The sequence below is a fragment of the Streptomyces sp. C1-1 genome (genome assembly GCF_050214755.1).
GTDB lineage: Bacteria > Actinomycetota > Actinomycetes > Streptomycetales > Streptomycetaceae > Streptomyces.
In genome coordinates this window covers 9,049,911-9,064,258 of sequence record NZ_CP189826.1, presented here as the reverse complement: position 1 = coordinate 9,064,258, position 14,348 = coordinate 9,049,911, and the positions used below count along the sequence as shown (strand labels likewise).

The window sequence follows — 14,348 nt, the reverse complement described above, 5'->3', positions numbered from 1 at the left end:
CCGGAGCGGACCGCACGGGCACCTGTCCGGGGAGGTGTTGGCCGTGCTTCGCCCCGTTGTCGTGGGACTGGACGGTTCACGTGAGAGCCTCGCCGCCGCCGACTGGGCTGCCAGGGAGGCGTTGCGGCGCGGGCTGCCGCTGCGGCTTGTGCACGCGTACGAGGGGCTGTCGCCCGACGCCTCGGACCTGCCGGAGCTGGAGGCACCCCGCTACTGGGCGGGACGGATCATGCGTGCCGCCCTGGACCGGCTGAACGAACAGTATCCGCAGGTCCGTCTGAGTTCCGAGCAGATCGCCCGGCCCGCCGCGGAGGCGCTGGTCAGGGCGGGCGCGCAGGCGGAGCTGCTGGTACTGGGCAGCCGTGCGTTCAGCGGCTTCGGCGGCTTCATGGCCGGGTCGGTGGCGCTCGCGACGGTCGCGCACGTGTCGCGGCCCGTGGTGCTGGTGCGGGCCGATCAGGCTTCCGAGGACGAGCGCATCCCGGACCCGGCGGGGCGGCCGTCGAGGCGGGAGCCGTACCGCGAGGTCGTCGTGGGGGTGGACACCGGGCATCCGTGCGAGGAGGTCCTGCAGTTCGCCTTCGAGAGCGCCGCCTTGCGGGTCGCCCCGCTGCTGGTGGTGCACCTGTGGCAGCAGCCCAGGCTGTCCCGCCCGGCGGACGAGGAGGCGAACGCCGCCGCGCAGGCCGTGGCCGAGCAGGAGCTGGCCTCCATGGTGCGGCCGTGGCGGGAGAAGTTCCCGGCGGTCGAGGTGCGGGAGCTGGTGGAGAACGGGCGTCCGGCGCAGGAGCTGCTGCACGCGACGACCGAGGCCGGCCTGCTGGTCGTCGGCCGCAGGGCCCGCGCGGGCAGGCTCGGCACACACACCGGCCCGGTGGCCCACGCGGTGATGCACCACGTCCAATGCCCTGTCGCCATCGTCCCGCACGCCTGACGCGGCTGACCGGCGAAGGACCGCGATCCGGTCGTCGGACCGCTCGCCGTCGGGGAAACCGCGATCCGCTCGCCAGGCGCGCGGGAACCGTGCTCCTTCACCTCTCGCGCGCCGACCGTGCGGGCGTACTCGGGGCCGAGGCGGCCTTTCAGCGCCTCCCCGGCCTGAAGGCGTCCTTGACCTTGTCGCCGGACTGCTTCAGGTCTCCTGCGACACGGTCGGTCCTGCCTTCCCGCTGCAGCCGCCTGTTGTGGGTGGTCCGACCGATGCGTTCGGTGATTCGGCCCTTCAACGCCTGGGTCTTGTGCCTGATGGTCTGTCCGACACTCATGGCCGGCCTCCTGCCTGGTGAGTGAGTGGGGTCGCGTGTGATCGCCGTACGGGCGGTCGTCCCGGTGGGCAGGTGCGGACTACGTGACGGACTAGCGGTGACGGACTAGCGGTGACGGGCGCCGCGTCGGCCGCGCATCAGGAAGCCGGCGATCCAGAGGACCAGCAGAACAATGGCGACCCACCACAGAAGGTGCATCGTGAAGCCGATCCCGAAGACCACCAGGATCAACAGCAGGAGAAGAATCCAAAGAATCATTGCCGGGCCTCCGGATCGCGGGGATTTCCTTGGTTCCGCGGGGTCCGGGCGAGACGGGGAGGAGGAATGCCGCGCCCGGTGATCCGGAGTGGCATGGCCCTACGCCGTGCTGCCAGTCAACGCCCGGCGGTCTCCCCTGTCAACGCGGTGCCGACATGGGGGGGGTTCTGGGAGCTGTGCTGGGGCCGCCGGGGCGAGAGGAGCCTCGGCGGGGGACTCGGCCGGCTCGGTCGGCAGCGACGGCAGGATGTGGTCCTCCCACCAGGAGAGGGCCATGACGACGGCGAGCAGAACGAATGGGGTCGAAGCGGAAACGATCAGCGCGTACATGTGTACCGCCTGGTATGGGATGCGTGCGACGCGGCGGGCGGCAGATCGCTGCCCGCTTGAGGCGCATCGCGCTTCGCCGCGTTCTCGTGACGAGGAGCGTGTGCGGGAACGGCAGGGCCTGTGACACGGCGGGTTCCGGCACCGATGCGCGGGGGCGCCCGGTGGGGAGCGCGTTCGCGATGCGACGCTGCCGGGGGCCGGGGCGGCATGCCGCACACTAGCCCTCGCGGCGGCTTCCCGACAGGTGCCAAGCGGCCGTCCGCGCAAGGCGGTGTGAAGCGACGCACCCGTACACATCCGGAAATGCTGACGCTCGACGGTACACCTAACGTATTGACAGGACTACGCTGTGCTGTGAGGCCCCAGTCCCCGGTATCGATGCCGTGTCCCGCTCCCCGGGAAGGCCGACCGTGTTCATCCTGCTTCTCGTCCTCATCGCCGTCCTGTTCGACTCCGGCTTCCACCCCCTCTGGTGGGTGGTGGCGGCGGCGCTGATCTACGGCACGACCCGCCGCGGCCGCGATCGAGGCAGAGGCCGAAGCCGCGGCGGCGGTTTCGATCCCGGCGACTACCGGGACTACCGCGACCGCAGGGAACGCTGGGACAGGCGTTACGACCGTCAGAACCAGGCGCGCCGGCGGCGGGAGAACCGGCGGGACCACGAGCCCCAGGGCTGACGCGTGGCGCGGCCGTCAGTCATGGGTTCCGAGACCGCTTCGACCGTCCGGACACGTCGGAACTATTTGAGAGGTACATGACATGCATCGCACTACCGTGCTCCAAGAGGACTGGTGGAAGCTTCGGGCGGAAGCCACGTGGGGGAATGCGGCCGAGGGAGAGGACCTCGTCGCCCTGCGCGCCGAGAACGACAAATTACGGCGGGCGCTGGCCGGCCGTGCGATCGTCGACCAGGCCCGCGGCATGGTGATGGTCCTGACCCCCTGCAGCCGCGGGACGGCCAGAAGCCTGCTGGTCGACATCTCGCGCCAGTGCGACATGAAACTTCCGAGGGTGGCAGAGGCCGTCGTCGCCGCCTGGGAGGGCAAGCCGCTCCCGGCGCGGATGCTGCAGGCACTGCGGCGCGCGTTGCAGCGTTTGCACACGGAGGACCGGGAGTGCTCGTCATTGGCCGATGAGCCGATCAGGTAGGACCAGGAGGACACCACCACCGACGAGCCGGCCGCGGTACGGACGGAGCCGCCCACCCGGCGCCGGCTGGTCCTACCGGCACGCCGCCGACCGTGCGCCGACGGGAGGCCGCCGTGTACCCCCGGCCGGCCACCGCGTGACCGATCAGGAGGGAGGCCTCCCCGGGCAACGGCGTCCGCGCATGCCCGGGCAAGGTTCAGCGCGCTGCGCGCCTATGCCCGTTCCCACAACCGGCGCCTGGCCGACCCGGCCCGCGCCTTCATCGACGGCTCCGACCCCCCTGCCGGGCTGGAGTCCTGACCCGTTCCCCCGCCACAGCCCGCGCGCTCGGCAGGCCGCTCCTGCGCCGGGGGCCGTGGTCCGGACGGCCGCCGCCGTCTTGCGGCGGCGGCCGTCCGGAGCGCGAGGACGGGAGGCCCCCCTCCGCCGTTTCCTCGCGCGCTGTCCTCCACGGCGGCGGGACTGATGGGAACACCCCGTCTGGAAAATGCCGGGAGGACTGAGGCTGGAGCCGCGCCGTCCGGCGATGCGGCTCCGGCCGGGCCTGGTTTCCGACTCGGGGGCAGGGAGCCTGGATGGGGAGACTTGCTGGTACCTGACACGGTCGCAGTCCCGTCATCCCCACGTGCAGCCTAGAACAGATCCAGGCGCGGCGGTACAGGGCCTACGTGTGCGCGTCTCGTGTCAACTCCGCGCAGCTGCGGCGGCGGTGTCGCATCGCACCCCGGGCCGATCCCGGACACGGAGAGGCGAGCGACGGCCACTCGGAGCGCCCTTTCGTGCCCCCAACTGGCCCCGGCGCGGCACCGGTCCGGAGCTATGCTGATGCACAGACGCCCAAGACCCCGGCGCCGCACGGCACATCGTCCACGATGGCACTCCCGCCCATCTGCCGGTCTCCAGAACCGAGGCGCCCCATGCGCACTCCGCGGCAACCCCACGAACCGGAAAGTCCGAAGCCGTCCGCCATGGACACGGTGCGGCTGCGCCGGCTGAACCGCTGGCAGGCCGAGGGCCTGCGAGAGGACCTGGCGGATCTGTACGTCGAGTCCACCACCACCCCGCCGGGCGAGGAGTTCCGCGGCCGGCAAGAATTCCTGCGCCGTCTGGCCGACGGCGTGAAGCGGCCGGGATTCGACATGCTGGTCGCTGAGGCCCGGTCCCTGACCGGGTGTGTCTTCGGAGTCCCCGTGCCACGTGACGGCTCCTGGTGGCAGGGGTTCGGCGGGCCGCTGCCGCAGAACCTGGAGCAACTGACCGCGTCCGGACACGTCTTCGCGATCCTCGAAACCGTCGTCCATCCGCACCAGTACGCCCGTGGGCTCGCCCGTCGGCTCCAGGAGCGCCTGCTCGACGACCATCAAGCCTCCCTCGGGGTCACCTTGCCGGACCGGTCCGACCGCTCGGCCCGCGCCGCCTTGGAGGCGTGGGGCTGGCAGGAGGTGGGCCAGATCCACCGTCCCCCGGCCATCCTGTGCGTACTGCTTCTGCCCCTCGGAGAGCGCACGAGGGAGCATCCGGACGGCCTCGCGCACAATGACCGGACCCAACGGCCCGGATAGCCGCCCACCCCGGCGCGCGACACGTGCGAAGACGCCGGCGGAGAACGGCTCGGCTCCGACAGAGATCGGTTCGGCACCCGCACGGCAGTGGTACCGGAACCACGGGACGACTGGCCGACCCAGGCGGACTCCGGCTCCGGCACGTCACATGCCGGCGGCTGATCCCTCCCCCGATACCGTCTTCGGGGCTCCGCAATGGGGCCTCCGGCCTTCGGGCCCGGCATGACCTCCCCCTCCTGTGGTTCATGATCCCGCCCGCCCGGGAGCCGCGGCACGTCCTGCCCCCTCGGCCCCCGCCCGGGGACCTTCGGCCCCTGCGAGGTCGAGGTGGGGCGGAGGTACGACTGGAGACAAGGCTCCGGGAGGAGGGTGCCGTGTTCCAGGTACGCATCCACGGTCGCGGCGGGCAGGGTGCCGTGACGGCCGCGGAGTTGTTGTCGGTGGCGGCGTTTCTGGAGGGCCGTCACGCGCAGGCGTTCCCGAGCTTCGGCTCGGAGCGCACGGGCGCACCGGTGATGGCGTTCTGCCGTATCGACGACCGCCCCATCCGGGTGCGCGAGCCCGTGATGCGGCCCGACGCCCTGGTCGTCCAGGACGCCACGCTCCTGCACCAGGTCAACGTCTTCGAGGGCCTGAACCCGGAGGGCGCCGTGCTGATCAACTCGCCGCGCCCGATCGAGGAGCTGGGCCTCGCCGACCTCGCCGAGACGGTGCCGCACGCCGTCGCCCTGACCGTGCCGGCCACCGCGCTCGCCCTGCGTCACTTCGGGCGGCCGGTGCCCAACGCCGTCCTGCTCGGCGGACTGGCCGCCCTCACCGGGTGCGTGCTGATCGAGTCGCTGACGGCCGCCATCGTGGAGCGCTTCTCCGGAGAGCTGGGCGCGGCCAACGCGGCCGCCGCCCGGGAGGCCTTCGCCCATGTCCGCGCCGAGCGTGAGGAGCTCGTCCGTGCTCAAGCAGACTGAGGGGTCGCGCGCGGTCGCGGAGACGGTGGCGTACTGCCGTCCCGAGGTGATCGCCGCCTACCCCATCTCACCGCAGACCCACATCGTGGAGGAGCTCAGCCGCCTGGTGAAGTCCGGTGCGCTCAAGCCCTGCGAGTACGTCAACGTCGAGTCGGAGTTCGCCGCGATGTCCATGTGCATCGGCGCCTCCGCGGCCGGCGCCCGCACCTACACGGCGACCGCCAGCCAGGGGCTGCTGTACATGGTGGAGGCGCTGTACAACGCCTCCGGTCTGGGCCTGCCCATCGTGATGACGGTGGCGAACCGGGCCATCGGCGCCCCCATCAACATCTGGAACGACCACAGCGACACCATGTCCCAGCGCGACTCCGGCTGGATCCAGCTGTACGCCCGCGACAACCAGGAGGCCGCCGACCTGCACCCGCAGGCCTTCCGGCTGGCCGAGGAGCTGTCGCTGCCCGTGATGGTGTGCATGGACGGCTTCGTGCTCACCCACGCCTGGGAGCGCATCGAGGTGCCCGAGCAGGCGCAGGTCGACGCGTTCCTGCCGCCGTACGACCCGAGGCAGGTGCTGGACCCCGACGAGCCGGTGTCGATCGGCGCGATGGTCGGGCCGGACGCCTTCACCGAGGTGCGCTATCTGGCGCACGCCAAGCAGATGCAGGCGCTTGAGGCGATCCCGCGCATCGCCGAGGAGTTCCGGGAGGTCTTCGGGCGCTCCTCGGGCGGGCTGGTGCATCCCTACGCCTGTGAGGACGCCGAGACGATCGTGGTGGTGCTGGGCTCGGTGTTCGGCACCGTGTGCGACGTCGTCGACGAGATGCGGGAGCGCGGGGTGCGGATCGGGGCACTGGCGATCACCTCCTTCCGGCCGTTCCCGCTGGAGGCGGTGCGCACGGTGCTCGGCGGTGCCCGTCAAGTGGTGGTCCTGGAGCGGGCGTTGGCGGTCGGCATCGGCGGGATCGTGTCGGCCAACGTGCGCACCGCGCTGTCCGGGATCCAGCTCGCCGGCCACACCGTGGTCGCCGGGCTCGGCGGGCGGCCGATCACCAAGGAATCCCTGCACCGGCTCTTCGACGACGCGGTCGCCGGACGGCTGGAGCAGCTGACCTTCCTCGACCTCAACACCGAACTGGTGGAGCGGGAACTTGCGCGGATGGCGAAGACCAGGCGGTCGGGTCCGTCGGCGGAGAACATCCTGCGCGATGTGGGGAGCAACCGATGAGTGCCGCACCGCAGGTCAAGTTCTACCAGGTGGGCAGCTTCGCCGCCGGAAACCGGCTGCTGGGGCCGGAGGCGCAGTCCGACCAGGCCGACCCGGGCCGCTCCAACGCGCTGACCTGCGGCCACCGCGCCTGCCAGGGCTGCGGCGAGGCGCTCGGCGCCCGTTACGCCCTGGACGCGGCCCAGCGGGCGGCCGGCGGCAAGGTCATCGCCGTCAACGCCACCGGCTGCCTGGAGGTCTTCTCCACGCCCTATCCGGAGACGTCGTGGCAACTGCCGTGGCTGCACTCCCTGTTCGGCAACGCGCCCGCCGTCGCCGCCGGTGTGGCCGCCGCGCTGCGCGCCAAGGGCCGCACGGACATCCGGGTGGTCGGGCAGGGCGGGGACGGCGGCACGGTCGACATCGGCCTGGGCTGTCTGTCCGGCATGTTCGAGCGCAACGACGACGTGCTGTACATCTGCTACGACAACGAGGCGTACATGAACACCGGCGTGCAGCGCTCCGGGGCCACTCCCCCGACCGCGCGCACGGCCACCACGCAGGCGGTCGGCGAGCAGCCCGGCGCCTCCTTCGGGCAGGGCAAGAACCTGCCGCTGATCGCGATGGCGCACGAGATCCCCTACGTCGCCACGGCCACCGTCGCCGGCCTGCGCGACCTGGAGGCGAAGGTGCACCGGGCGATGGGGATGCGCGGCGCCCGTTATCTGCACGTGCTGGTGCCCTGCCCGCTGGGCTGGGGCACGGCCTCCCACGACACGGTGCGCATCGCGCGGCTGGCCGAACAGACCGGGCTGTTCCCGGTGTTCGAGGCCACCGGCGGGGTGGTCACCGACGTCACACCGATCCGGCGGCGCCTACCGGTGGAGGAGTACCTGCGGCCGCAGAAGCGGTACGCGCACCTCTTCGAGCCGGAGCCGCGCACGGATGTCATCGCCCGTCTGCAGCGGGTGGCCGACCGCAATATCGCCCGGTTCGGGCTGCTGGAGCAGGAGGAGGCGTCGTCGTGAAGGAGAAGCCGTTCGCGATCACCCTGGACGTGGGCTCCAGCCTCGCCAACCGGACCGGGGCCTGGCGCACCGAGCGTCCCCAGTACGTCGACCGGATGCCGCCGTGCAACCAGGCGTGTCCCGCCGGCGAGAACATCCAGCAGTGGCTGTTCCACGCGGAGGGCGGCGACTACGAGTCCGCGTGGCGGCAGTTGATGCGGGACAACCCGCTGCCCGCCGTGATGGGCCGGGTCTGCTACCACCCCTGCGAGACCGCCTGCAACCGCGTCCAGGTCGACAACGCCGTCGGCATCAACTCGATCGAGCGCTTCCTGGGCGACGAGGCGATCAGGCGGGGCTGGAGCGTCGAGGCACCCCCGGCGACGAGCGGCAAGCGGGTGCTGGTGATCGGCTCCGGACCCGCCGGGCTGTCGGCCGCCTACCATCTGCGGCTGCTCGGCCACGAGGTGACGATCCGCGAGGCGCAGGACCGGCCCGGCGGCATGATGCGCTACGGCATCCCGCGCTACCGGCTGCCGCGTGAGGTGCTGGACGCCGAGATCGACCGGATCACGGCGCTGGGCGTCACCCTGGAGCTGGGCACCAAGGTCGACGACGTGCTCGAGGCGCAGGCGGACGGCGGCTTCGACGCCGTGTTCCTGGCCGTGGGCGCGGGGATCGGCAAGCGCGCCTACATTCCCGCCGGGGACAGCGCACGCATCCTGGACGCGGTGTCGCTGCTCGGCAGCATGGAGGGCGCGGGCCCGCCGCTGCTGGGCCGCAGGGTCGCCGTCTACGGCGGCGGCAACACCGCCATGGACGCCGCCCGCACCGCCCGCCGGCTGGGCGCCACCGACGCCGTGGTGGTCTACCGGCGCACCCGGGACCGTATGCCCGCGCACGACGTCGAGGTCCAGGAGGCGCTTGAGGAGGGCGTGCGCATCAAGTGGCTCTCCACCATCAAGCACGCCGACGAGGACCGGCTGACCATCGAGCGGATGGAGCTCGACGAGACCGGATTCCCGCAGCCCACCGGAGAGTTCGAGGAACTGGAGGCGGACAGCGTGGTGCTGGCGCTGGGCCAGGACTCGGACCTGTCCCTGCTGCGGGACGTGCCGGAGCTGGCCGTGGACCACGGCATGGTGCAGGTCGCCGACGGTCTCATGACCGGCCATCAGGGCATTTTCGCCGGTGGTGACATGGTGCCCGCGGAGCGCACCGTGACGGTGGCGATCGGGCACGGGAAGAAGGCGGCGCGGCACATCGACGCGTATCTGCGCGGCAGCAGCTACGATCCGGGCGCCAAGCACGCCCCGGCGGACTTCGACCTGCTCAACACCTGGTACTACTCCGACGCCCCCGCCTCGGTGCGGCCGCGCCTCGAACTGGCCCGCCGCGTCTCGACGTTCGACGAGGTCGTGCAGGGACTCGACGAGTCCACCGCGCTGTTCGAGGCCCGGCGCTGCATGTCCTGCGGGAACTGCTTCGAGTGCGACAACTGCTACGGCGTCTGCCCGGACAACGCCATCAGGAAGCTGGGCCCGGGCAAGGGCTTCGCCATCGACCTGGACTACTGCAAGGGCTGCGGGCTGTGTGCGGCCGAATGCCCGTGCGGGGCCATCGAGATGGTGCCGGAGGAGGACTCCGGCGCATGACGCACAGCACCCTCACGGTGCCCGAACTGCTCCCGCGTGTGCCGCTGTTCGACGGGCTCACGCGGGAACAGCTCGCCGTCGTCTCCGCGGGCTCGCACGTCCGGACGGCGGGCCGGGGCACGATCCTCTTCCACCAGGGCGACCCCGTACGCGGCTTCTTCTTCGTCCTGCGCGGCCAGGTCCAGCTGACGGTGTCCGCGGCCGACGGCGCGCAGAAGGTGCTGGAGATCGTGCCCGCCGGCGAGAGCTTCGGCGAGGCGGTGGTGTTCGACGGGATCACCTGCCCGGTCACGGCCACCGCCCTGGTCGACTCGGAGCTGCTGTCGGTGTCCAGCAGGGCGGTGCTGGACCTGCTGGACCGGGATCCGTCCTTCGCCCGCCGCATGCTCGCCAACATGGCGGTACGACTGCGGCGCCTGGTGCGCGACGTGGAGTCGTACTCGCTGCGCACCAGCGAACAGCGGGTGATCGGGTTCCTGCTGCACGAGGCGGGGGACGGCGACGGCGGGCGGGAGGTGGTGCTGCCCGCCGCCAAGCAGACCGTCGCCTCCCGGCTCAACCTCACGCCCGAGACGCTCTCCCGCACCCTGCGGAGCCTGTCCGCGGACGGCCTGATCAGCGTCCGGGGCCGGTGCGTGGCCCTGCACGACGTGCCTCGGCTGGCGGCCCGCCTGGACTGGCGGTGACCCCCGTCACGCAACCCCCTTGACCCACGTCAAGGAATCCGTCGTGCCCCGCGCCTAACGTCACGTTCCGTAGTGAGCGACACCTCCGAAGGAGTAGACGCATGTTCTGTTACCAGTGCGAGCAGACCGACCGCACGGGCGAGAGGGCCGGTTGCGCGGGTCCGCTCGGCAACTGCGGCAAGGACGAGGCCACTTCCGACGTACAGGACCTGCTGATCCATTCGGTGAAGGGCATCGCGCAGTACGCGAGCCGGGCCCGCGTCCTCGGCGCCGGCGACGACGAGGCGGCCGGGTTCATCCTGTACGCGGTGTTCACCACGCTCACCAACGTGAACTTCAACCCGACCCGCCTCGTCGCCCTCCTCCAGGAGGCCGCGGCCGTACGCGACCGGGTGCGGGCCCGCTACGAGGCGGCGGCACGCGGGCGCGGGCTGGAACCGGAGCACCCGGCCGGCCCGGCCGACTGGCAGCCAGCGCCGGACCTGGCGGGACTGCTTCAGCAGGCACCCGCCTTCCGCGTCGACGCCGGTCTCGCCCTGGTCGGCCCGGACGTCGTCGGCCTTCGCTCGCTGCACCTGTACGCCCTCAAGGGCATCTGCGCCTACGCCCATCACGCCCATGTCCTGGGCCGGCACAGCGAGGAGGTCTTCGCCGGGGTCGAGGACGCGCTGGCGTACCTGGCGGGCGATCCGGCCGACACGGGCGAGTTGCTGGAGCGGGCGGTCGGTCTGGGCCGGCTGAACCTGTCGGTGATGGAACTGCTGGACGCCGCCAACACCGGCACGTTCGGCGCCCAGCAGCCGACCGCGGTGCGCACGACGCCCGTCGCGGGCAAGGCGATCCTGGTCAGCGGACACGACCTGCGCGACCTGGCGGCCGTGCTGGAGCAGACCGAGGGCACCGGCATCAACGTCTACACGCACGGCGAGATGCTGCCCGCGCACGCCTACCCCCTGCTCAAGCGATACCCGCACCTGGCCGGCAACTACGGCGGCGCCTGGCAGGACCAGCAGCGCGAGTTCACCAAGTTCCCCGGCCCGATCCTCATGACGTCGAACTGCATCATCGAGCCCTTTCCCGCCTACCGCCGACGGATCTTCACCACCGGGCCGGTCGGCTGGCCGGGCGTGCGGCACCTCGCCGACGGCGACTTCTCCGCCGTCGTTCAGGCCGCGAAGGCGATGCCCGGCTTCCGCGAGGACGGCGAGGAACGGTTCATCACCGTGGGATTCGGACGGGACGCGCTGCTGTCCGTCGCCGACGACGTCGTGGGCGCGGTGAAGAAGGGCGCCATACGGCACTTCTTCCTGGTGGGCGGCTGCGACGGCCCCACGGTCGGCCGCGACTACTACCGCGACTTCGCCCTCGGCGCGCCGGACGACACGGTCGTGCTCACTCTCGGCTGCGCCAAGTACCGCTTCAACCAGCACGACTTCGGCACCATTGAGGGCATCCCCCGGCTGCTGGACCTGGGGCAGTGCAACGACACCCACTCCGCGATCCGGATCGCCGCCGCACTGGCCGACGCCTTCGACTGCGGCCTGAACGACCTGCCGCTCACCCTCGCGCTGTCCTGGACCGAGCAGAAGGCGGTGGCCGTGCTGCTGAGCCTGCTCGCGCTGGGCCTGCGCGACATCCACCTCGGCCCGTCCCTGCCGGCGTATCTGACGCCCACTCTGGTCGCCGCGCTCGTCGACCGGTTCGGGCTGCGTGTCATCGGCGACCCCGCGACCGACGTCGCGGCCGCGCTGCACGGGGCCGGGGCATGACCGCGCCGGTCGGCCTGACCACATCCGACGGCCGGCGGCTGGAGTTCGACTGCGGCGACGGGCAGAGCGTCCTGGAGGCCGCCGCGCAGTGGGGGGCCGCCCTGCCCGCCGCGTGCCGCCAGGGCACCTGCGGCTCCTGCCGGGCGGACGTCACCGACGGCCGGTACGACCTCGGCGCGTGTTCACCCGACGCGCTGCCGCCCGCCGAACGCGACGCCGGGGGTGTGCTGCTGTGCCGCACCTACCCGCGCGGCCCGCTGAGCGCCGCCCTGCCGTACGGCGACTCGCGCGTCCTGTACGGCGGCATCCCCGTGCGCGAGGGCACGGTCACCGCGCTGGAGACGGTGGCGCGGGACACCGTACGGCTGGAGCTGATGCTGGACGAGGACGAGGAGCAGGGCGCCGGATTCCAGTTCGACGCCGGGCAGTTCGTCGAGGTGCAGGTACCGGGACGGGACGAGCGGCGGGCCTACTCGCTCGCCAACACCGGCAACTGGGACGGCCGGGTGGAGCTGTTCGTGCGGCTGCGGCCCGGCGGCCTGTTCTCCGGGTACCTGCGCGACGCCCGGATAGGCGACCGGCTGACCGTGCACGGCCCGCAGGGCGCGTTCGGGCTGCGCGAGACGGGGCTCAGGCCGCGCTGGTTCGTGGCCGGCGGCACGGGTCTGGCGCCGCTGCTGTCGATGGCCCGGCAGATGGCGGAGTGGCAGGAGCCGCAGCCCGCCCGGTTCTTCCTCGGCGTGAACGAGGAGACGGACGTCTTCGCCGAGGAACAGCTGAAGGAAGTCGCCGCAGAGTTGCCGTCGTTCGCCTACGAGGTGTGCGTGTGGCGGCCCGGTACCGGATGGCGGGGCGCGGCCGGCACGCCCGCCGAGCGGGTCGCCGAGGCGCTGCGGACGGCCGGGGAAGGCCCGGACGTGTACGTGTGCGGGCCGCCGCCGCTGGTGGAGGGCGTGGCGGCCGCCGCGCTCGCCGCGGGTGTCGCCCCGGAGAGGGTGTTCCGGGAACGGTTCCTGCCGACGTGAGCGGACGCGCGAGTGCCCCCGCGGGTGACCGCGGGGGCACTGCCCTGTGCTGCTCAGCCGACGAACTCGCCGACCGCCGACTTCAGTTCGCTCAGTCCCTTCTTCGCGTCGGTGAAGAACATCCCGGTCTTGGGGTCGGTGTAGAGCTCGTTGTCGATGCCCGCGTAGCCGTGCCCCATCGAGCGCTTGATGACCACGATGCTCTTGGCCTTGTCGACGTCCAGGATCGGCATGCCCGAGATCGCGTTGCCGGGCTTGCGGGCGATCGGGTTGGTGACGTCGTTGGCGCCGATCACGAGCGCGACGTCGGCCTGCGGGAACTCGGGGTTGACGTCGTCCATCTCCTTGAGCTGGGTGTAGGGGACGTTGGCCTCGGCCAGCAGCACGTTCATGTGCCCCGGCATGCGGCCGGCGACCGGGTGGACGGCGTAGCTGACGTCGACGCCGTTGTCGGAGAGCAGCTTGGCCAGGTCGCCGAGTTCGTGCTGGGCCTGCGCGGCGGCGAGGCCGTAGCCCGGGACGAAGATGACCTTGCTCGCGTACGCCAGCTGGATCGCGACGTCGTCAGCGGAGACCGGCCGCACCTGGGCCGGTGTGCCTCCGGCGACGGCCGCGGGAGCGCCGTCCCCGGTGCCGAAGCCGCCGACCACGATGTTGGCGATCGACCGGTTCATGGCGTCGGCCATCAGCTTGGTGAGGATGCCGCCGGAGGAGCTGACCAGCATGCCCGCGATGATCAGCGCGGTCTCGTTCAGGACGAAGCCGGCCATCGCGACCGCGGATCCGGTGAAGGCGTTCAGCAGGGCGATGACGACCGGCATGTCCGCGCCGCCGATGGGCAGCACCATCGTCACGCCGAACAGCAGGGCGACGGCCACCAGCCCGTAGAGGGCGCCGAGGGAGTCGGGCGACAGCACCAGCCAGACGGTGCCGGCGACGAAGGAGGCCGGCAGCAGCACGTTGAGCAGCCGTGCTCCCGGGAAGACGACCGGCGCGCCGGAGACGACCCCCTGGAGCTTGCCGGCCGCGATCAGCGATCCGGAGAAGGTGACCGCGCCGATGACGATGTCCAGGGCGCCCGGCAGGGAGACGCGGGCGCCGAGGGCGGCCGGGTGGTCGGCCTGGAGCAGGTCGTTGACCGCGATGAGGGCGGCCGCCCCGCCGCCGACGGCGTTGAACAGGCTGACCAGTTGGGGCATGGCGGTCATCTTGACCTCGCGCGCGGCGTACAGGCCGAGCGCGGCGCCGATCAGGCCGCCGGAGACGAGCACCAGCCAGCCGGTCGTGGTGATCGTGCCCTCGTGGATCACGAGCCACACGGTGGCGGCGATCGCGACGGCCATCGCGCCGGCGGAGATCGCGTTGCCGCGGCGGGCGGTGCGCGGGTGGTTCATCAGGTGCAGGCCGAGCACGAAGCAGGCCGCGGTGGCCAGGAAGATGTAGTGGACGGCGTTGGAGACGGTGTCCATGGCG

General features: G+C 71.9%; 14 protein-coding genes. 11 read left to right on the top strand and 3 right to left on the bottom strand.

Going from position 1 to position 14,348, the window contains the following annotated elements; genetic code table 11:
• Positions 1 to 43 precede the first annotated feature (43 nt).
• The gene (locus tag ACQF4J_RS41220; RefSeq protein WP_427168086.1) at positions 44 to 934 is read left to right on the top strand and encodes a universal stress protein; all 891 of its coding nucleotides are present in this window, start codon (positions 44 to 46) and stop codon (positions 932 to 934) included.
• A gap of 148 nt (positions 935 to 1,082) precedes the next feature.
• Here the strand turns inward: ACQF4J_RS41220 and ACQF4J_RS41215 are convergent, their stop codons facing one another.
• The gene (locus tag ACQF4J_RS41215) at positions 1,083 to 1,265 is read right to left on the bottom strand and encodes a CsbD family protein (RefSeq protein ID WP_351567100.1); all 183 of its coding nucleotides are present in this window, start codon (positions 1,263 to 1,265) and stop codon (positions 1,083 to 1,085) included.
• A gap of 105 nt (positions 1,266 to 1,370) precedes the next feature.
• A complete protein-coding gene (locus tag ACQF4J_RS41210) occupies positions 1,371 to 1,523 on the bottom strand; it encodes a hydrophobic protein (RefSeq protein ID WP_351567103.1) in 153 nt (50 codons plus the stop codon).
• A gap of 740 nt (positions 1,524 to 2,263) precedes the next feature.
• On the opposite strand from ACQF4J_RS41210, the gene ACQF4J_RS41205 reads away from it, so the two are divergent.
• The 10 genes from ACQF4J_RS41205 (at position 2,264) to ACQF4J_RS41160 (ending at position 12,875) form a co-directional block, all read left to right on the top strand.
• Positions 2,264 to 2,530 (top strand): hypothetical protein, encoded by a 267-nt coding sequence (locus ACQF4J_RS41205; protein ID WP_427168085.1) that lies wholly within the window; start codon positions 2,264 to 2,266, stop codon positions 2,528 to 2,530.
• An 82-nt stretch (positions 2,531 to 2,612) separates the two neighbouring features.
• A complete protein-coding gene (locus ACQF4J_RS41200) occupies positions 2,613 to 3,002 on the top strand; it encodes an ANTAR domain-containing protein (RefSeq protein WP_351567112.1) in 390 nt (129 codons plus the stop codon).
• A gap of 968 nt (positions 3,003 to 3,970) precedes the next feature.
• Complete coding sequence (locus tag ACQF4J_RS41195) at positions 3,971 to 4,564, top strand: hypothetical protein (protein ID WP_351567115.1); 594 nt, start codon at positions 3,971 to 3,973, stop codon at positions 4,562 to 4,564.
• Positions 4,565 to 4,938: 374 nt separating this feature from the next.
• Positions 4,939 to 5,529 (top strand): 2-oxoacid:acceptor oxidoreductase family protein, encoded by a 591-nt coding sequence (locus ACQF4J_RS41190; protein WP_351567117.1) that lies wholly within the window; start codon positions 4,939 to 4,941, stop codon positions 5,527 to 5,529.
• Positions 5,513 to 6,754, top strand: a complete 1,242-nt coding sequence (gene porA / locus ACQF4J_RS41185) for a pyruvate ferredoxin oxidoreductase (RefSeq protein ID WP_351802883.1) — start codon at positions 5,513 to 5,515, stop codon at positions 6,752 to 6,754. The genes ACQF4J_RS41190 and porA overlap by 17 nt, the downstream gene beginning before the upstream one ends.
• On the top strand, positions 6,751 to 7,761 hold the full coding sequence (locus ACQF4J_RS41180) for a thiamine pyrophosphate-dependent enzyme (protein ID WP_351567123.1): 1,011 nt from the start codon (positions 6,751 to 6,753) through the stop codon (positions 7,759 to 7,761). Before porA ends, ACQF4J_RS41180 begins: the two co-directional genes overlap by 4 nt.
• Positions 7,758 to 9,395 carry an NAD(P)-binding protein gene (locus ACQF4J_RS41175; RefSeq protein ID WP_351802881.1) on the top strand — a complete coding sequence of 546 codons (1,638 nt, stop codon included), beginning with the start codon at positions 7,758 to 7,760 and terminating at the stop codon, positions 9,393 to 9,395. The genes ACQF4J_RS41180 and ACQF4J_RS41175 overlap by 4 nt, the downstream gene beginning before the upstream one ends.
• On the top strand, positions 9,392 to 10,081 hold the full coding sequence (locus ACQF4J_RS41170; RefSeq protein WP_427168084.1) for a Crp/Fnr family transcriptional regulator: 690 nt from the start codon (positions 9,392 to 9,394) through the stop codon (positions 10,079 to 10,081). Before ACQF4J_RS41175 ends, ACQF4J_RS41170 begins: the two co-directional genes overlap by 4 nt.
• Positions 10,082 to 10,182: 101 nt before the next feature.
• Positions 10,183 to 11,850, top strand: a complete 1,668-nt coding sequence (hcp, locus tag ACQF4J_RS41165) for a hydroxylamine reductase (protein ID WP_351567132.1) — start codon at positions 10,183 to 10,185, stop codon at positions 11,848 to 11,850.
• A complete protein-coding gene (locus ACQF4J_RS41160; protein WP_351567134.1) occupies positions 11,847 to 12,875 on the top strand; it encodes a 2Fe-2S iron-sulfur cluster binding domain-containing protein in 1,029 nt (342 codons plus the stop codon). The genes hcp and ACQF4J_RS41160 overlap by 4 nt, the downstream gene beginning before the upstream one ends.
• A 53-nt stretch (positions 12,876 to 12,928) precedes the next feature.
• Here the strand turns inward: ACQF4J_RS41160 and ACQF4J_RS41155 are convergent, their stop codons facing one another.
• Complete coding sequence (locus tag ACQF4J_RS41155; protein WP_351567173.1) at positions 12,929 to 14,344, bottom strand: NAD(P)(+) transhydrogenase (Re/Si-specific) subunit beta; 1,416 nt, start codon at positions 14,342 to 14,344, stop codon at positions 12,929 to 12,931.
• Between the last annotated feature and the right edge of the window lie 4 nt (positions 14,345 to 14,348).